23 protein-coding genes (1 of these 23 cut by a window edge) are annotated in these 15,921 nt (G+C 64.5%); 20 read left to right on the forward strand and 3 right to left on the reverse strand.

Features of this window, described 5'->3' with window-relative positions; translation table 11 throughout:
• The first annotated feature begins 4 nt into the window (after nt 1–4).
• From B9A95_RS15510 to B9A95_RS15540, 7 genes are all read left to right on the forward strand, one after another.
• Nucleotides 5–517, forward strand: a complete 513-nt coding sequence (locus B9A95_RS15510) for an RNA 2'-phosphotransferase (protein WP_084048139.1) — start codon at nt 5–7, stop codon at nt 515–517.
• Between the two features lie 279 nt (nt 518–796).
• Nucleotides 797–1,522 (forward strand): SIR2 family NAD-dependent protein deacylase, encoded by a 726-nt coding sequence (locus B9A95_RS15515; RefSeq protein ID WP_084048140.1) that lies wholly within the window; start codon nt 797–799, stop codon nt 1,520–1,522.
• Nucleotides 1,523–1,594: 72 nt separating this feature from the next.
• Nucleotides 1,595–2,221, forward strand: coding sequence for a TetR/AcrR family transcriptional regulator (locus tag B9A95_RS15520; protein ID WP_084048141.1), 627 nt, complete (start codon nt 1,595–1,597; stop codon nt 2,219–2,221).
• Between the two features lie 9 nt (nt 2,222–2,230).
• Nucleotides 2,231–2,779: a carboxymuconolactone decarboxylase family protein gene (locus tag B9A95_RS15525; protein WP_245808325.1), complete on the forward strand. Its 549-nt coding sequence runs from the start codon at nt 2,231–2,233 to the stop codon at nt 2,777–2,779.
• A 386-nt stretch (nt 2,780–3,165) separates the two neighbouring features.
• Nucleotides 3,166–4,638, forward strand: coding sequence for a DUF512 domain-containing protein (locus B9A95_RS15530; RefSeq protein ID WP_084048142.1), 1,473 nt, complete (start codon nt 3,166–3,168; stop codon nt 4,636–4,638).
• 135 nt (nt 4,639–4,773) lie between these two features.
• The gene (gene mscL / locus B9A95_RS15535) at nt 4,774–5,154 is read left to right on the forward strand and encodes a large conductance mechanosensitive channel protein MscL (protein WP_084048143.1); all 381 of its coding nucleotides are present in this window, start codon (nt 4,774–4,776) and stop codon (nt 5,152–5,154) included.
• A gap of 36 nt (nt 5,155–5,190) precedes the next feature.
• Nucleotides 5,191–5,658, forward strand: coding sequence for a DinB family protein (locus B9A95_RS15540; RefSeq protein WP_084048144.1), 468 nt, complete (start codon nt 5,191–5,193; stop codon nt 5,656–5,658).
• A 68-nt stretch (nt 5,659–5,726) separates the two neighbouring features.
• Here the strand turns inward: B9A95_RS15540 and B9A95_RS15545 are convergent, their stop codons facing one another.
• The gene (locus tag B9A95_RS15545) at nt 5,727–6,938 is read right to left on the reverse strand and encodes a vWA domain-containing protein (RefSeq protein ID WP_084048145.1); all 1,212 of its coding nucleotides are present in this window, start codon (nt 6,936–6,938) and stop codon (nt 5,727–5,729) included.
• A 252-nt stretch (nt 6,939–7,190) separates the two neighbouring features.
• On the opposite strand from B9A95_RS15545, the gene B9A95_RS33810 reads away from it, so the two are divergent.
• The 3 genes from B9A95_RS33810 (at nt 7,191) to B9A95_RS15555 (ending at nt 8,538) form a co-directional block, all read left to right on the forward strand.
• Entirely contained in the window at nt 7,191–7,334 is a 144-nt protein-coding gene (locus tag B9A95_RS33810; protein ID WP_170928667.1) for a hypothetical protein, read from the forward strand.
• Nucleotides 7,331–7,549, forward strand: coding sequence for a hypothetical protein (locus tag B9A95_RS15550; protein WP_084048146.1), 219 nt, complete (start codon nt 7,331–7,333; stop codon nt 7,547–7,549). The genes B9A95_RS33810 and B9A95_RS15550 overlap by 4 nt, the downstream gene beginning before the upstream one ends.
• Before the next feature lie 89 nt (nt 7,550–7,638).
• Complete coding sequence (locus B9A95_RS15555) at nt 7,639–8,538, forward strand: DMT family transporter (RefSeq protein ID WP_084048147.1); 900 nt, start codon at nt 7,639–7,641, stop codon at nt 8,536–8,538.
• A 41-nt stretch (nt 8,539–8,579) separates the two neighbouring features.
• Here B9A95_RS15555 and B9A95_RS15560 read toward each other — a convergent pair whose 3' ends face one another.
• Complete coding sequence (locus B9A95_RS15560; RefSeq protein ID WP_084048148.1) at nt 8,580–9,077, reverse strand: hypothetical protein; 498 nt, start codon at nt 9,075–9,077, stop codon at nt 8,580–8,582.
• Between the two features lie 113 nt (nt 9,078–9,190).
• On the opposite strand from B9A95_RS15560, the gene B9A95_RS15565 reads away from it, so the two are divergent.
• The 7 genes from B9A95_RS15565 (at nt 9,191) to B9A95_RS15595 (ending at nt 14,373) form a co-directional block, all read left to right on the forward strand.
• The gene (locus B9A95_RS15565) at nt 9,191–9,835 is read left to right on the forward strand and encodes a response regulator transcription factor (protein ID WP_084048149.1); all 645 of its coding nucleotides are present in this window, start codon (nt 9,191–9,193) and stop codon (nt 9,833–9,835) included.
• 11 nt (nt 9,836–9,846) lie between these two features.
• The gene (locus B9A95_RS15570; RefSeq protein ID WP_245808326.1) at nt 9,847–10,137 is read left to right on the forward strand and encodes a hypothetical protein; all 291 of its coding nucleotides are present in this window, start codon (nt 9,847–9,849) and stop codon (nt 10,135–10,137) included.
• On the forward strand, nt 10,125–10,982 hold the full coding sequence (locus B9A95_RS15575; protein WP_084048150.1) for a serine hydrolase: 858 nt from the start codon (nt 10,125–10,127) through the stop codon (nt 10,980–10,982). Before B9A95_RS15570 ends, B9A95_RS15575 begins: the two co-directional genes overlap by 13 nt.
• Nucleotides 10,983–11,240: 258 nt before the next feature.
• Nucleotides 11,241–12,080: a c-type cytochrome gene (locus tag B9A95_RS15580; protein ID WP_084048151.1), complete on the forward strand. Its 840-nt coding sequence runs from the start codon at nt 11,241–11,243 to the stop codon at nt 12,078–12,080.
• 37 nt (nt 12,081–12,117) lie between these two features.
• The gene (locus tag B9A95_RS15585) at nt 12,118–12,783 is read left to right on the forward strand and encodes a QcrA and Rieske domain-containing protein (RefSeq protein WP_084048152.1); all 666 of its coding nucleotides are present in this window, start codon (nt 12,118–12,120) and stop codon (nt 12,781–12,783) included.
• Entirely contained in the window at nt 12,780–14,093 is a 1,314-nt protein-coding gene (locus B9A95_RS15590; RefSeq protein WP_084048153.1) for a cytochrome b, read from the forward strand. Before B9A95_RS15585 ends, B9A95_RS15590 begins: the two co-directional genes overlap by 4 nt.
• A gap of 82 nt (nt 14,094–14,175) precedes the next feature.
• Nucleotides 14,176–14,373 (forward strand): hypothetical protein, encoded by a 198-nt coding sequence (locus B9A95_RS15595; protein WP_084048154.1) that lies wholly within the window; start codon nt 14,176–14,178, stop codon nt 14,371–14,373.
• 10 nt (nt 14,374–14,383) lie between these two features.
• Here the strand turns inward: B9A95_RS15595 and B9A95_RS15600 are convergent, their stop codons facing one another.
• On the reverse strand, nt 14,384–14,632 hold the full coding sequence (locus B9A95_RS15600; RefSeq protein ID WP_084048155.1) for a DdrH: 249 nt from the start codon (nt 14,630–14,632) through the stop codon (nt 14,384–14,386).
• Nucleotides 14,633–14,758: 126 nt separating this feature from the next.
• On the opposite strand from B9A95_RS15600, the gene B9A95_RS15605 reads away from it, so the two are divergent.
• The 3 genes from B9A95_RS15605 to B9A95_RS15615 form a co-directional block, all read left to right on the forward strand.
• Nucleotides 14,759–15,181 carry a HesB/IscA family protein gene (locus B9A95_RS15605; RefSeq protein WP_084048156.1) on the forward strand — a complete coding sequence of 141 codons (423 nt, stop codon included), beginning with the start codon at nt 14,759–14,761 and terminating at the stop codon, nt 15,179–15,181.
• A gap of 74 nt (nt 15,182–15,255) precedes the next feature.
• Complete coding sequence (gene ruvC / locus B9A95_RS15610; protein ID WP_084050760.1) at nt 15,256–15,759, forward strand: crossover junction endodeoxyribonuclease RuvC; 504 nt, start codon at nt 15,256–15,258, stop codon at nt 15,757–15,759.
• 2 nt (nt 15,760–15,761) lie between these two features.
• A protein-coding gene (locus tag B9A95_RS15615) for a PrsW family intramembrane metalloprotease (protein ID WP_084048157.1) crosses the window boundary here: on the forward strand, nt 15,762–15,921 show its 5' end (the start). It continues 491 nt past the right edge of the window; only the first 160 of its 651 coding nucleotides appear in the window; it begins with the start codon at nt 15,762–15,764; its stop codon lies beyond the right edge, outside the window.

A 15,921-nucleotide genomic window follows, 5' to 3' on the forward strand; every position in this document is an offset into this window, starting at 1 on the left:
GACCATGAACGACAAGCAGCTGTCCCACCGCCTCTCGTACCTCCTGCGCCACGCACCGGGCGAGGCGGGCCTGACCCTGGAACCGGGCGGCTGGGTGCCCCTCGCGCCCCTGCTGGCCCACCTTGGGGTGACGCATGAACGGGTGGAGCGGGTCGTGGCAACGAACAACAAGCAGCGCTTTTCGCTGGAAGGCGAGCGCATCCGGGCCAACCAGGGCCACAGCGTGCCGGTGGAACTGGACCTCACGCCTGCGGTTCCCCCAACCGTCCTGTATCACGGCACCCATGCCGGCGCACTGGACGCCATTCGCGCAGGAGGCCTCAAACCCATGGGCCGTCACCACGTCCACCTCTCGCCGGACGTGATGACGGCCCGGCATGTGGGGGCGCGCCGCGGTAAGCCCGTGGTCCTGACTGTTCGCAGCGGCCCTATGCAAGAGGCCGGACACGTCTTTTTCCTCAGTGTGAACGGCGTGTGGCTGACAGACAGGGTGCCGCCCGAGTTTCTGCTGTTCTGACCCTCTCCCCTCATGGGGAGAGGGCTGACTGGCACCGCCCGGGGAGGGGGCGCGCATGACCAACAAAATCATGCATAGTGGTACTCCGTTGACTGGCGGGAACCTGATGGATGGCGCCCGTGTTTCTGGGGTCAGCGCGGTACGGAAAGGGTGGGAATCCCCCGTGTTCTTCGCCAGCACTTTCAGACGCAACGGAGTACCACTAGGACCAAGCAACAAGACCCCCGCTGGGGCAAGATCAAAGCCCAGGTCTGGGCTTCCCCGCGCTACCCTCCCCCCATGAATCTTCAGCAGGCCCGCGACGCCCTCCGCTCGGCCCGACGGGTGGCCGTCCTGACCGGCGCGGGCGTAAGCGCCGAGAGCGGCATTCCCACCTTCCGCGACGCGATGTCGGGCCACTGGTCACGCTTTCGCCCGGAGGACCTCGCCAGCCCAGAAGCCTATTACCGTGACCCCGAAACTGTTTGGCAGTGGTATGCAGGACGCTACGCGGACGTGACGCGGGCGCAGCCCAATCGCGCCCACACCCTCCTGGCGCAGCTGGAGCGCGAGAAGGCGGAAGGCTTCCTCCTCGCCACTCAGAACGTGGACGGCCTGCACACCCGGGCGGGGAGCGGGCGACTGGTGGAACTGCACGGCAACCTCACCACCGCCCGCTGCGAGGCTTGCGGCGCGGTGGCCCCGCTTCCGTCCCCCGGAGCCTTCACCCCGCCGCCCTCGTGCTCCGCCTGTCAGGGCCGGATGCGCCCCAACATCGTCTGGTTCGGTGAATTCCTGCCCGAGGACGCTCTGGCCGCCGCCACTGGCGCCTTTCAGCGGGCGGACGTGGCCCTGATCATTGGCACGAGTGGCGCCGTTTATCCGGCCGCAGGCCTCGCCTTTGAGACCTTACGGGAGGGCGGCACAGTCATAGAGGTCAATCCGGAGGAAACCGAGCTGACCCCCTACATGACGTTCAGCCTGCGTCAGGTGGCCTCGGGAGGGCTCGCCTCCCTGTGCCCCTAACCGCACCAGGGAGGGACAAAGGTCTTTTTCCTGCCCATGATACTGAATGAACGTTCAGATAGGAGGTGACTGTTGAACCCAGCAGAGGCGCGTCCCCGAGAGGGCAACCAGACCCGCTCGGCCATCTTGCAGGCCGCCACCCAGCTGTTCGCCACGCAAGGTTTTGCGGCCACCGGGCTTCAGCAGGTGGCGGACGCGGCGGGCGTCGCCCGCGCTACCCCCAGCTACTTCTTCGGTTCAAAGGAGGGTCTCTGGAAGGCCGTACTGGAAGCGCAAAACCAGCTGGCGGCCAGGATTGTACCCGTCGCTTTTGCGCAGGCGGGCGCGCAGCCAGACCGGGCAGCCCTGATCGGTGCACTCGTGGACGCCACGCTCGGTTTTCACGAACAGCACCCGGAATTCCTGCGGTTGATCCAGTGGTCGGAGTTGCAGGGCAACGGGCTCATCCACGAGGTGCCCACCCATGGGCAAGCCGTCGAAACGGCCGTGCATGCCGTTCAGCACGTCCTCAGAGGCTCCGCCATGCAGGAGGAGGACGTGAGGCACGTTGTGCTGTCCGTGCTGGGGGCCTGTTACGCACACCTCGTCTACGGCCGAACCCTCGGTCTGACCCTGGGACTGCATACGGACGTCCCGGCCTTTCTCACTGAACGCCGCGCCCATCTCAAACGTCTGCTGCTCGCCACACTCGGGTCTTAAGGAGTTGCCATGCCCCGGATTTCGCCCCCCGCTCGCCTGCCCCGCTTCGCTGCGCTGCTCAATTTCGCGCTGTCGCGCCGATTCGGAAAGCCCTTTCCCACCGTGGCGTTGCTGGGCCACCACCCGGCGTATCCCGTTCCCTACCTCTTCATCGCCGGAATATACGGAAATGCCCGCACGGAACTGGCGGCGCAGACGAAGGCCCTGGCCACCCAGCTGGTTGCCCAGCTCAACGGATGTGCCTTTTGCATTGATCTGGGAAAGCGCGTCGCGCAGGAACGGCAGCTGGACCTGGAGAAACTGGGGCGGGTGCTGGAGTTTCGCACCCGCCCCGGGTTCACTCCGGCTGAGCGGGCGGCCCTGGAGTACGCCTGGCAGGCGACCCACGTGACAGCACGGGTCGATGACGCGACCTTCGCTGAGTTGAGAAGCTTCTACAGTGACCGGGAGATTCTGGAACTTACGGTGGCGGTCGCCACCGAAAACTTCTTCAACCGCCTCACCGGGCCGCTGGCGATCGAAAGCCAGGGCTTCTGCGCCGTTGCCCCACGCCCATGAACCGCCGGAAAGGCGTGTTTCTACTCGCACCTGGCTTCCTTTCCGCCGTTTAATTGTCATTTTGCGGGGGGCAGAACATTCCGTTGGTGCTTATTGGTGTGGCCGTCCCCCTCTGACACACGGCGAACCACCTCTACGGTCATCTCCGTGGGGGCGTTGACCCGGGCCACCTGTTCTCCCACGGTTCGTCCTTGCTGCTGCCCCTGCCCCTGTTTGCGACGGCCACCTTGATGCTGCTGGCCCTCCCCACCCTGCGCTCACGCTGAAAGACGGAAGGAAAGACGGCTCACACCCCGCCCCTTTCACCTCCTGTTAAGCTGCCCTGTTTGAACGGGGCCGCGAGCGAACGTGTCCCGCCCAGGATGAACTGGTACAGGGGGAGAGACGTGACAGCAGCCGAACAACTTTCGCAGGAACAGGTGTTTCCCGCGCCGATCAAAACGGTGGAGGCGGGCAGCCCTGCCGAGCGCGCGGGCGTGCGGCCCGGTGACCTCCTCTTGCGCGTGAATGGCGAGGTCGTGACCGATGTCCTGGCTTACCGCCACCACCTCTCGCAGGGCCGGGCCACCCTGGAAATCAGCCGCCCGGTGGAGCGCCCGTCGGTCCTCAGCGGCGTGCTCGGCACCGCGCAGGACCACCACCGCCTCGCCTATGACCCGGGTGCTCCCACCTTTACCTTCGGCGTGGAGTGGGAAGACCCCGGCCTGGACTTCGAGGAAGTGCTGTTCGACGGCATCAAGAAGTGCGCCAACAAGTGCGATTTCTGCTACGTCCACCAGATGCCGCGCGGCTTTCGCAAGAGCCTGTACATCATGGACGACGACTACCGCCTGTCTTTCCTGTACGGCTCTTTCGTCACGCTGACGAACCTCACCGAGGGCGACATCAACCGGATTCTGGATGAGAATCTCTCGCCGCTGTACGTCTCGGTCCACACCGCCAACCAGGACCTGCGCCAGGACCTGATGAAGTGGTGGAAGCTCAAGGTCAAAGACCCCCAGGCAGTGCAGATTCGCGGCATGATCGAGCGGCTGGAGAGCATCGACCTCTACACCCAGATCGTGCTCGTGCCGGGGCGCAACGACCGCGAGCATCTGGACGACACGGTGGAGTACCTGAGCAGCCGTCCCAACGTCATCAGCGCGGCGGTGGTGCCCATTGGCCTGACCGGGCACCGCACCAATCTGCCCGACGTGCGGACCTTCTCGCGTGAGGAAGCGCAGGACACGCTGAAGCGCCTGAATGTGTGGCGGCGGCAGTTCCTGGCTGAACGCGGAACCCGCTTCGTCTTTCCCAGCGACGAGCTGTACCTGCTGGCGGGCGAGCCCCTTCCCGCCGAGGAGGAATACGAGGGCTTCCCCATGCTGGAAAACGGCGTGGGCATGATCCGCGACTTCCTGAACGAAGGGCTGCCCGACAATCTTCCCGCTGCGCTGCCCCTGCCGCGCAAGGTCATCCTGGGGACGGGCCTGCTGTTCGCCGAATCGCTGAACCGCGCCGTGGAGCCACTGCGGGAGATTGAGGGCCTGGACATCGAGGTGCGCGCCGTCGAGAACAAGACCTTTGGGCGCGTGACGACAGTGGCGGGACTGCTGACGGGACGCTGCTTTCGCCATGCGGTCAAGCCAGGCGAGGCAGACCTCCTGATCGTCCCGCCCACCACCCTGCGCTACGGCACGGAGCTGATGTTGGACGACACCAGCCTGTCCGAACTGCGGCAGGAGTTCCGTATGGACGTGCGGGCGGGCGGTTCCACCCTGGGCGAACTGGCCCGCGTGATCTTTGAGGGCGTGCAGAGCAGCGGCCACCAGTGGGGCATGAGCGCTCACGCCGTGAAGGAAGGGCGGGGGCAGGCGTAAGCGTTTTCCCCGCTCACCCGGGGTGAGGTGGCTCACAGACGGGCAAGTCAACCGGTAGGGGCGCCTTAAAGGAAGTGCTGGATCAACAACGTGGGCCCGTTTTGACCCCACAGCCAGACGTGGAACACTGGCTCCATGCTGAGCGGTTTTCGGAAGTTCCTGATGCGCGGAAACCTCGTGGACCTCGCGGTGGGCGTGATCGTCGGGGCGGCCTTCAACAACGTGGTCACCGCCTTTACACAAGGTGTGGTCATGCCCATTCTCGGCATCTTTGGGGGCGTTCCCAATTTTGATCGCCTCACCTTCAGCGTTCGGGGCAGCGTGTTTCACTACGGCACCTTTCTCACGGCGCTGGTCAGTTTCCTGCTTACCGCCACCATCATCTATTTTTTCGTCATCACCCCTGTGAACCGCGTGGCCGAACGCTTTGCGCGCGAGGAAAAACCAGCACCTTCCGAGCCCAGCCCCACCGAGAAACTGCTGGCCGAGATCCGAGATGAGCTGAGGCGGCGCTAAAGGGCCTGGGGAAGGTCGTTCCCCTATCCTGTTCCCATGCCCATGTCCCAGTCCGAAGTCCACGCCCGCAACTTCCTGATGCACCGCGGCGCGCTGATGGACCTGTACGCCCAGTTGCCCGACGATCAGGGCACCTTCAGCGCTTGGGAGGGTGGCATGACCTTCGTCGGCCAGGCGGACCACCTCTCGGGCAGCAGCGAGCGCTTCATGGGCATGATCTCCGGTGAGACTCCCGCTGGACCGCCCACGCCCGTCGCTCCCAGCGCAGACCTTCAAGCGGCCCGTGAGCGCCTCGCCACCACTACCGAACGTGCCGCCGCCGTGATGCGTTCGCTGAGTAACGAGGATTTGCACCGCCGCGTTACCGCTTTCGGTGGCCGTGAAATGCCCATTGCCGCCCTCCTCGACGCCCTGATCGGACACGAGGCCCATCACAAGGGCCAGCTTTGGGTAATGGCGCGGATGGTGGGCGTGAAGCCACCGATGTTCGTGAAGATGGGGTAGGAGAAGCAGAAACAGCAAAAGGCGCAGGGTCCGCTATGGACCCTGCGCCTTTTGCTGGCAACTGGCTGCTAGTTCACCAGCTTCGTCTTGTTCGTCACAAAGTCCATCAGCACGTATTGCCCGATGTTCTGCGGCGTGGTGAAGTACGCCTTGCCCTTCGTCATCTCCGACACGCGCCGCACGAAGCCCACGAGTTCGGGGTCACGCGCGAGCATGAAGGTGTTGACCTGGATGCCGCTTCTCCGGCAGTTCGCCACCTCGCGCAGTGTCGCGCCCAGCACGTAGGGATCCAGGCCATAGGCGTTCTTGTAGATGCGTCCGTCGGGCAAGGTGAGGGCCGAGGGCTTGCCGTCGGTAATCATCACGATCTGCTTCATATCCTTGTTCTCGCGTTTCAGGAGCTGCTGCGCCAGCCGCAGTCCGCCCGCCGTATTCGTGTGGTACGGCCCAATCTGTGCCTGAGCGAGTTTGCCCACCGGCACCTCTTCCGCCGAATCGTGAAACAGCACGAACTTGACCGTATCGCCGGGGTACTGGGTGCGGATCAGGTGCGCCAGCGCGAGCGCCACCTGCTTGGCAGGGGTAAAGCGGTCCTCGCCGTACAGGATCATGGAGTGCGAGCAGTCCAGCAGCACCACCGTGGCCGCCGAGGAGTTGTACTCGGCCTGCCGGATCACCAGGTCCGACTCTTCCAGGTTGTCGAAGCCCTTGCCCAGCACGTTGCCCAGGGTGGCGGTGGTGTCGAGGTTCATGGTGTCGCCGAACTCGTAGTTCTTCAGTTCGCCCGTCATCTCCACGCCGCTGGCATACTCGCGCGTGTCGTGCGCGCCAGCGCTGGAACGGCCCAGCCCGCCCATCAGGTCGCGCAGGCTCTTGTAGCCCAGAAAGTCGATGCTCTTGTCGGTGAGTTGGAATTTGGCCTCACCGCTCTGGCCCTGGCCGCCCTGCCCGTCCTCATCGTCAAATTCCTTGCGGATAAAGCCGTCTTGCTGCAACTTGTCCATCAGGCGCTGAATCTGCTGGCCCAGCGGCGTGTCGCGCACGTCGTCGGCCTGCATGGCCTCCAGCAGCTGCTCTTCTGGAATCATGCCGCGTTCGGCCAGCGCTTCCAAAATGGCGTCGAAGAGGTCGTCCATGCTGGGGCGTGCGTTGGGGTCGGGATCGTATGGGTCGTTCATCCCCTGTCCCAGCAGGGCCTCCTGAATCATCTGCATCAGCTCCGAAGAATCGAGCTGATCGAGTTCGCCCTCGAACTTGCTGTACCGCGTGATGCGTGCCATGGGACCTCCGTATTGCTCAGCATGGCGCGGATGCCGGCCTCCGTTTGTGATACCTGCTCAGGAGTTTCATTTCTTCCATCCCCTTAACGAGAACAGCCCTGGGAGTTTTAAGACCATTCCTTAAGGCTAATCTTTGCGGTCACTTGGAGACGAAGCCAGATCCCCGCTCCAGGAGGTGGTTTTTCGATCTGTCTCTGCTTTTACTCGGCGAGTGCGACCACCCGCCTGGTCCTGACCCAGGTGGTCAAGCAGGTGCGCAACGTTACGGCAGACACGCGGGCCAACGGCGGAGTAGCTCGGTTAGGCCTCTCGGCGCAGGGCTACCCTGGAGAAGTGTTGGAATACTGCATCGACACCAAAAACGTTGGTGGAGCCGACCTTCCGAACTACGCGTGAACGATCCGCTGGCGACCACCGGCACAGCCCAGTTGAGCGCATACGCTTCTGGTCAAGGTATTCGAATCTCCCGTGGAGGCACCGATACGACCCGGACCAGCACGGGTGCAGATGCGGACGGAGCCAGCCTGGACAACGCCACCATGCAGGCGACCCTCGGGACGCTGTTGGCGGGAGAAACGGTCCGGGTCTGCTTCCAGGTCACCATCCGCTGATACTTACCCCTGGAAGATTCGCAGAGGCAGGGGCGTCAAGCCCCTGCCTCTGCCCTTGTTCTTTGGGAACAACGCTTAGAATCGCCCCCGTGTCTCCCCATGCCCGCGGCGTCTTGCTGCTCCTCCTGGTGACGGCCCTGTGGGGCAGCACCTTTGCGGTGGTCAAGGAACTGGGTGCGCTTTTGCCGCCCAGCGTGCTGATCGCCTGGCGCTTTCTCGTGGCCACGCTGGCCCTGCTGCCGCTGCTGGCCTTTCAGCGTTCGGTGACTGCTCCCATCTCGCCCCGCCCACTGTGGCGCGACGGCCTGATCCTGGGCGGATGGTTGATGGCAGGCTACGGTACCCAGACCATTGCCCTGCAAACCACCGGGGCCAACCGCGCCGCGTTCTTCACGGCCCTCAGCGTCGTCCTCGTGCCCGTGTGGTTGGCGCTGGCCCAGCGCCGCCCCCTGCCCCTCGCGTTGTGGTTGGCGTTGCCGCTCGCAGTCGCGGGACTGGCGCTGCTTTCCTGGGAGGGGGGCCGGTTGGTGGTAGGGGACGCCTGGGCCCTCGCCTGCGCCATCACCTACGCCGGTTTTATCGTGGCGCTCGAGCGTGCGGCGGCCTCACACCCTGCCCTGCGCTTCACGTTTGCGCAGTTGCTGGCCGTGACGGCGCTGGCCTGGCTCTGGGCGGCTGTGGTTGCGCCTGGGAAGCTGTGGCCTCCGGCCCAGGCATGGGGACCGCTGCTGTACCTGGGTGTGGCCGCCACTGCCGTCACGACCCTGATGCAAACAGTAGGCCAGCGCTCGGTGAGCGCCGCCGAGGCCAGTCTGATTTACGCGCTGGAACCCGTCACGGCCAGCCTGTTCAGTTTTGCGCTGATCGGTGAGCGGGTGGGGGTGCGCGGTGCGCTGGGCGGCGTGCTCGTCGTGGCTGCCACAGTGCTCAGTCAGCGCGCGGGCTCGCCGCCCCACCCCGAACTGCCGGTGCCGCAGTCTGAGGGCTGAGGTGGAGCGGTTCCGCCGTCAGGGGTGGGGGTGACCTGAGATCAGCGCGCAGGGCGCCCTGCGCGCAGCTGATCGGGCACGACCAGGAGTTGCAGGACGCGGCTGGAGCGCCATACCGGGGTGAGGCGTTGCAGCAGGGCCGAGTTGCTGACGGCGGTATATACGAAGGGTGGCAGGCTGGTTGACGGGTACACGCCAGTGCGGCCCTGCGCGCTGATGCGAATGCCGATTGGAAAGCCCAGCGTCAGGGTGACGACGAGCAGGGCCCCCAGCACGAAGCCGCCCACCGCACCTGCGCCCAGAAACCACGGCAGCCGCAGGGGGTCGGGAACCAGGCGGCGCACGGCGAAGCTCAGGGCGACGGCCAGCAACAGCGCGATTAGGGCCGCCGGAATGGGGGCGCGGGTCAGCAGGTTGGCCAGCAGGCAAATCACGGCTCCCCCCAGTCCCCAGGCGAGGCCCGCCAGTCCCCGGCGGGCACCCAGCGCCGTCACCACGGCCCAGAGGGTGACGAGCAGCGCATCGAACCAGGTAATCACGCTTCTCATTCTATGCCCGGCGCGCTTACCGATGTGTCACGTTGCGGGGCACGGAGGCGGGATGGTGGGGGGAGCTGCCGTGTCGCGGGGGCCCTGGCAGGTACACTGACACCATGATTCGCGTCCTGCTCGTTGACGACCACGCCCTGTTCCGCCAGGGCCTGCGGAGCCTGTTGGAATCCGAGGGCATGCGCGTGATCGGGGAAGCCGCCAACGGTCGGGAAGCAATCCGCTACGCCGCCGACACCCACCCCGACGTGATCCTAATGGACATCCAGATGCCCGAACTCGACGGCGTGAAGGCCACCCAGAGCATTTTGGAGATCGATCCTAACGCCCGCGTCATCATGATCACGATGTACCGGCAGGACCGTTATGTCTTCGAGGCTGTCAAGGCTGGCGCGCGCGGCTACGTGCTCAAGGACGCCGACGCGACCACCCTGATTGATGCGATCCGCCGGGTGGCGTCGGGCGAAGCCCTTCTCGACGCCGACATGGCGCAAAACGTTCTCGACGATTTCCGCGACAAACGCGAGGAACTGCCCAGCGAGAAGCACGCCGATCTCAACGAGCGCGAGACGATGATTCTCAAATTGCTCGCCCAGGGCTTTTCGAATCAGGACATCGCCCTGCGCCTCGACATCAGCGAGAAGACCGTACGCAACCGCCTCTCGGAGATCTTTACCAAACTGCAGCTGAACAACCGCACCCAGGCTGCCCTTTACGCCATCCGTGAGGGCATTGCCAACCTGGAATAGCCCTGCTGCCCATGCCCAGATCCCGCTCTTCCAAAGTCAGACCAGCCAGGGCCAGCGCCATAAAAGGCGGCGAGGCTCACCCCGTCTCCGGTGCTCCCGTCGCGTTTCGCGCGGGGTGTGGCCGCGAGTGGAACGCCGTTTCCCCGGAAGCGGACCTCGCCTACACGGCGCAGGAGTTCGGCGATTGCCCCGGCTGTCCCCACCGGGTCGAGCCGGAAGGCACCCTGCCCTTCTGTACCCTTCGTCCGGCGAAAACGGCCCACCCATTCGCGGCCCTCGCCGAACTGGAATGGCCCGAGTAACGTTTGACCTGAGCGCGGAACTGCGCTCGCGTGGCTATGCGGGCACCGTGGGGGTCCTGATTCAGGACCTGGCTGGGCGAGAGCTGTACACCCTGAACCCGGAGCGCGTCTTTCCCGCCGCAAGCACGATCAAGGTGCCGCTGCTTATCCTGGCCCTGCAAGAGGCGCAGGCGGGTCGGCTGGATCTCCAGGCGCGGGTTTTGCTGCGGGCAGAGGACCGGGTGCCGGGCGCGGGCGTGTTGCACGAGCTGTCCCCCGGCCTCGCGCTGACCTGGGGGGACGTGTTGACCCTGATGATCGTCGTGAGCGACAACACGGCGACCAACCTCCTGATCGGCCAGCTCGGCGTGGACCGGGTAAACGCTTGGCTGGGGGACAGGGGCTTGGCGCAGACCCGGCTGGTGGGGCGGCTGCAACTGCCACCCGAGCGCCAGAACGAGGCCCAGCGTCAGGGCGAGCGCAACCGCACCTCCGCGCGCGACCAGGTGGCGCTGCTGGGCGCCCTGATGCGCGGCGAATTGCTGGATGGGGCGCACACCGAGCAGGCCCAGTCCATCCTCTCGCGTCAGCAGCTGCGCGACCTTCTGGGGCGCAACGTGCCCCGGGACGAGGACGGCGAATCCCTTTACCGTGTTGCCAGCAAGAGTGGTGAGTTGCGGGGCGTGCATCACGATGTGGGCGTGCTGTTCACGCCCCACCCGCTGGTGGTGGCCGTCCTTTCCGAAGGTGGCCTCGACCCCCGGGAGCACCCGGACAACCGGGACGTTGGTGTGATCGCAGGGGCGCTGTGGCCGCTGCTCTCGGCGCTGGGCGGCGTCTGTGAGGGCCGGAGCGGGGACATTTAACCGCTCGGTCAGGGGCATACTCAACCTGTCGAAGTTTCGGCTTTTTTCGCCGTACAGCACGCCGGGCGCGGCGAAAGGGGGATGCTATGCTGGGCCGTATCCGGCTGGCTTTTGGGCGTAACGTCTGGAGGTTCAGGAACAGAGCGGCCGCGGGTTTTCCGAAGCCGGTGAGGCCACGGCGGCCCGGAGAGGTCAGCCCCGGAAGGCAAGCACTTCAAGCGCGAGGAGTAAAGGAACGTGGAGAGAAACGACGCTGTAATGCCCTGGGTCGCCATCGTGTGCGCGGCCATTATGTGGATCATCCTGCTGTTCCTGTTTAACAAGGAGACGGCGCCCGAACCCGTCGTGGTCGACCCGGCGGTGGTGGCCTCCATCAACAAGGAGTGGCCGGTTCTCGGGAACAAGGTTTTTCACGTGACGGCGGGATGCGCGGGCTGCCACGGGGCCGAGGGTCAGGGCGGTGCGGGTCCCAAGCTCGCCGGGGACGAGAAGATCCTCAAAGACCCCGTGTACGTCCACACCATCATCACCAAGGGCAAGGGCGGTATGCCCGCGTTCGGCGACAAGCTCAAGGAAGAGGAGATCTACGCCGTCGCCAACTACGTGCTGCACTCCTGGGGCAACAAGATCGAGGAGCCCCTGACGCCCGCAACCGTGGCGGCGGGGCAGACCAAGGTGGACCCGGCGGTGTTGAAAAACCGCTCTCGCTTCGTGCCCGAGGACATTCACCTGCCCGAGATCTTCCTCGCCACATTCGTGATGGTGCTGCTGACCTACGGCCTCATCGGCCTGTACAGCGTGTGGGCGGAAGGTCAGGAGCTGCACCCCGGCATTCACAAGGTCCGGTCCACGCCGCTCTCGAACCTCGCCATGGTGGTCACGCTGGGCCTGAGCCTGCTGTTCAGCACCCTGTTCGTGCGCCAGATGGTGACCGACTACGCGGCCTGGGGCAATAAGGAGATGCCGAACGTGGCGATGGAAGGCTTTTTCGCCGCGATGATCCTCTTTACCATCGCCGCCGCCATCGCGCTGTACAAGAAGTTTTACATGGACGGCGAAGTGCTCGTCGAGGACGCCAGCGGCGAGTTCCCTTGGTAAGCCGCCCACCACCCACCCCTGAGCTAGAGGAGGAAGCATGACGCGCTACAAGAGGCAGGATCCCGAAATTACACGCCGCAAGTTCATCAACGCGGCCGTTGGCACCACGGCGGCGGTGGGAGGCATCAGTTTCCTCAGCGCCCTAGGCACTGCCAACCCCGTCTTCCGCCTCACGCGGGACAAGATGCCCCCCCTCAAGGGTGACGTTCTGGTTCACGCCGGGGGAGACCAGGAGGGCACGCCAGTCAAGGTCAGTGAACTGGGCGAGAAACTCGTGCGGGCCTGGCCCCAGGGCAAGGACGAGGAAGGCAAGCCGCTGATCCGCAAGGGCGATCCCAACAACATCCTCGTGCTGTACCGCTTTCCCAAGGGGCAGATCGTGGCGCCCACCAACCTGGAGGCCACCATTGACGGCGAGACTGTGGCGTACAGCGACGTCTGCACGCACGCGGGCTGCTCAGTGGGCGACAGCGACACGGGCGTGGGCCAGATGAAGTGTCCCTGCCACTCAGGCCAGTACGACCCCAAGCAGGGCTGCAAGGTGATTGGTGGTCCCCCACCCCGTCCCCTGGCACAGCTGCCGATTACACTGGACGGAGACAACATTGTGGTCAAGGACTTCTTTCTTCAGATGCCCTATCCCTACATCCATGAGGCGGAGTGGGAGGAATTCAAGAAGACGGTAGAGGAGCAGCTCGCATGAACCAGTGGCTGGATGAGCGCCTGCATATCTCGCGCCTGAACGACAAGTTCCTGCGCAAAGCCTTTCCTGTGCACCACTCTTTTTTCCTGGGAGAGATCACGCTGTTTAGCCTGATCATCCTGATCCTCACGGGTATCCTGCTCGCGCTTTCCTACGAGCCGAGCAACAGCATGGTGGTCAACTCCTTTGACCCGGGCACGGCGGCGAAACCCAATATGATCCCCGCTGCCTACCACGCGGCCCTGAAGATCAACGCCATGCCCTTCGGCGACATGCTGCGGCGCATTCACCACTGGACGGCCAACATCATGGTGGCTGCCGCCGTGATTCACATGATGCGCGTGTACTTCACCGGTGCGTTCAAAAAGCCGCGTGAGATCAACTGGTGGATCGGCATGCTGCTGCTGATCTTCACCGCCCTTACCGCCGTGACCGGATACGCCCTGCCCTACGATAACTACGCCTACAACACGCTCAAGGTGATCTACGGCATTGCTGCCTCAGTTCCCTGGGTGGGGGACTGGGTGGCGCAGGCCGCCTTCGCGGGCCGCTTCCCGGGTGACGGCATTATTCCCCGCGTCTACGGCTACCACATCATGCTGTTGCCAGGCATTCTGCTCGCCCTGACCGGCGCGCACATGCTGATCATGATCAAGCAGAAGCACACACAGCCGCAATACGCCAAGCGCATCGCCTACAAAAAGATTGTCGGCGTGCCGCTGATGACCCAGCAGACGCCCATCATGCTGCTGCTGGCGATCCTGTTCGCCGCGATCATCGTGCTGTTCAGCGCCTTTATCCCGGTACACCCCGTCGAGTTCTTCGGGCCCCCCAGCACCACGCCGATCAACAACATCAAGCCCGACTGGTACCTGCTGTGGGTTTTCGGGGTGCTGGCAATCATCCCCAGTTTTGAAACCGAGCTGTTTGGTGGCGTGATTGGATCCGAGTTCGTCGGCGCGATCCTGGTGCCCACCCTGGCGATTGGGGCGATGTTCGCCGTGCCCATGCTCGACCGCAGCAAGGACAACCTGTACTACGCGGAAAACCCCACCAATCACCCAGTGCGCCTGGCCGCCGGCGTAGCGTTCATGGCCCTGCTGATCGTCTGGTCCGTGGCCGGCTACAAGCCGGAACTGATCAGCTCCGGGATTCTCAAAACCGAGAACGCCAACACCGTCTTGTGGGTGCTGACCTTCCTGGTGCCCGCCGCGTCCTACTTTGGAACGCTGGGAATCGTGCGCGGCATCCGCGCCTTGCGTGAGGCCGACGCCCGCGACCAGGCGGCGTTCTCGCACGCTGACGACTAGACCTCCGTTCAACCTCACGCAGCGAAACCGCCCCGAGCCAAAGGCTCGGGGCGGTTTCGCTGCGCTGTTTTATGCTGCTGGGATGGAGGAAACGCTCGCGCTGTACTTGGCCCGCCAGGCCCGGTCCCTGAACCTTGATCTGCCCGCGCTTGAGGAGGCGACCCCGGAGCAGCTGCGGGACTTTGCCCGCGTCGCTCTGCAAGAACTGGCCGCCCTGGGTCTGGGGGCGGCCGAAGGAGAGGTGGGGTGCTGGGCGGTTCCCCGCTCCCCTCAGAATTGAAGCAAAGCCCTCAGGCCTGCATCCCCCCCGAGAAGCTGGGCGCCGGCCGTTCGCCTCCCTGGCGGGCTCCGGCGGCGTAGCCTACCTGGGCTCCGAACTGCCAGGCCAGCTTGATCATGAACTGAATGGCTTCCTCGTCGTGCTGCTGAATCAAGGCGTGCAGGTGCTCGGGCAAACCGTCTGGAAGCGGCATCGCGGAGAGCTGCTCGCCGTACTCCGCGCGGAGCTGCTCGAACCACTCGGCGTAGGGATTCGTCATAGGGTCAATCTTAACAGCAGGGCACTCAAGGAATGTAAGCGGTGTTGTCTGTTCAAGCGTGGGTGAATTCGGGGGATTTGCTGGCCGCGCACAGTTTCCTTTCCCCAATGGTGTTACGCTTCACGCATGACGGCAACCTCTTTCCCCGAACTCCATGGAGACCTGCCTGCGCAGGAGATCCACATCAGTGAATATGGCGCGCAAAAGGCCCTGGCCATCCTGTCGCAAAGCGGCAAGGAGAACGCGGGTGTGCGCGTGTTTATCAAGAGCGGTGGCTGTAGCGGTTACCAGTACGGCATGGCCATCGACGACCGCGAGCTGGAGGGCGACACCGTCGTGTATGACCGTGGCGTCAAGCTCGTCGTCGACCACATGAGCCTGCCCCTGCTGCGTGGCAGCGAGGTGGATTTCGTCGAGAACATGATGGGCGGCGGCTTCACCGTGAACAATCCCAATGCCACAAGCTCCTGTGGGTGCGGTCACTCCTTCCGCACCGATGGATCCCAGTCGCCCGATGGACAGGGCAGTGGTGGCTGCGGCAGCGCCTGAGCCTCCCACTTCCACACCCGGCGCGAGCCGGGTGTTTTCTTTTGTGGCGCGCGGTCATGCTTTATGCTGTCGGCATGATCGTGCTCGGGGTAGACCCTGGACTGGCCAATCTGGGTCTGGGACTCGTGGAGGGGGACGTGCGGAAGGCGAAGCACCTCTACCACGTCTGCCTGACCACGGAAAGCGCGTGGGTTATGCCCCGGCGGCTGCAATACATCTACACCGAGGTTTCACGCCTGCTGGCCGAATACCAGCCCGACGCGGTGGCCATTGAGGACCAGATTCTGCGGCGTCAGGCCGACGTGGCGTTTAAGGTGGGACAAGCGTTCGGCGTGGTGCAACTCGCCTGTGCCCAGGCGGGCGTGCCCATTCACGCCTACGGTCCCATGCAGGTCAAGCGGACCATCGTGGGCACTGGACGTGCCGACAAGGAGCAGGTGATCTATATGGTCAAGGCCTCCCTCGGCATCCGCGAATTGTTCAACAACCACGCGGCTGACGCCCTGGGGCTCGCCCTGACACACTTGGCTCACCAGCCCATGCAGCTGGCGTCGTCGCGCCGCCTTGCCCGCGCCTGAGCCTGGCCGTGCTGCTGGCCCTGCTGCTTTCCACCACGCTGACCTTCGCCTGGCTGTGGTTTTTCGTTCGGCGTGACCGCCATCCGGAACCGGCCTGGCTGCTGGCGCGCACCTTCGGGTGGGGCATGTTCGCCTGGGCTGTTGCGGCCGCCTTTGAGGGCA

It is taken from the genome of Deinococcus hopiensis KR-140 (genome assembly GCF_900176165.1).
GTDB lineage: Bacteria > Deinococcota > Deinococci > Deinococcales > Deinococcaceae > Deinococcus > Deinococcus hopiensis.

Excerpts from the sequence above, each read along its gene's own strand:
- B9A95_RS15605 (WP_084048156.1), top strand. The coding sequence starts at position 14,759 with ATGACGGCAACCTCTTTCCCCGAACTCCATGGAGACCTGCCTGCGCAG.
- ruvC (WP_084050760.1), top strand. The coding sequence starts at position 15,256 with ATGATCGTGCTCGGGGTAGACCCTGGACTGGCCAATCTGGGTCTGGGA.
- B9A95_RS15570 (WP_245808326.1), top strand. The coding sequence starts at position 9,847 with ATGCCCAGATCCCGCTCTTCCAAAGTCAGACCAGCCAGGGCCAGCGCC.
- B9A95_RS15595 (WP_084048154.1), top strand. The coding sequence starts at position 14,176 with ATGGAGGAAACGCTCGCGCTGTACTTGGCCCGCCAGGCCCGGTCCCTG.
- B9A95_RS15565 (WP_084048149.1), top strand. The coding sequence starts at position 9,191 with ATGATTCGCGTCCTGCTCGTTGACGACCACGCCCTGTTCCGCCAGGGC.
- B9A95_RS15580 (WP_084048151.1), top strand. The coding sequence starts at position 11,241 with ATGCCCTGGGTCGCCATCGTGTGCGCGGCCATTATGTGGATCATCCTG.
- B9A95_RS15525 (WP_245808325.1), top strand. The coding sequence starts at position 2,231 with ATGCCCCGGATTTCGCCCCCCGCTCGCCTGCCCCGCTTCGCTGCGCTG.
- B9A95_RS15575 (WP_084048150.1), top strand. The coding sequence starts at position 10,125 with ATGGCCCGAGTAACGTTTGACCTGAGCGCGGAACTGCGCTCGCGTGGC.
- B9A95_RS15515 (WP_084048140.1), top strand. The coding sequence starts at position 797 with ATGAATCTTCAGCAGGCCCGCGACGCCCTCCGCTCGGCCCGACGGGTG.
- B9A95_RS15540 (WP_084048144.1), top strand. The coding sequence starts at position 5,191 with ATGCCCATGTCCCAGTCCGAAGTCCACGCCCGCAACTTCCTGATGCAC.
- mscL (WP_084048143.1), top strand. The coding sequence starts at position 4,774 with ATGCTGAGCGGTTTTCGGAAGTTCCTGATGCGCGGAAACCTCGTGGAC.
- B9A95_RS15510 (WP_084048139.1), top strand. The coding sequence starts at position 5 with ATGAACGACAAGCAGCTGTCCCACCGCCTCTCGTACCTCCTGCGCCAC.
- B9A95_RS15590 (WP_084048153.1), top strand. The coding sequence starts at position 12,780 with ATGAACCAGTGGCTGGATGAGCGCCTGCATATCTCGCGCCTGAACGAC.
- B9A95_RS15600 (WP_084048155.1), bottom strand. The coding sequence starts at position 14,632 with ATGACGAATCCCTACGCCGAGTGGTTCGAGCAGCTCCGCGCGGAGTAC.
- B9A95_RS15545 (WP_084048145.1), bottom strand. The coding sequence starts at position 6,938 with ATGGCACGCATCACGCGGTACAGCAAGTTCGAGGGCGAACTCGATCAG.
- B9A95_RS15585 (WP_084048152.1), top strand. The coding sequence starts at position 12,118 with ATGACGCGCTACAAGAGGCAGGATCCCGAAATTACACGCCGCAAGTTC.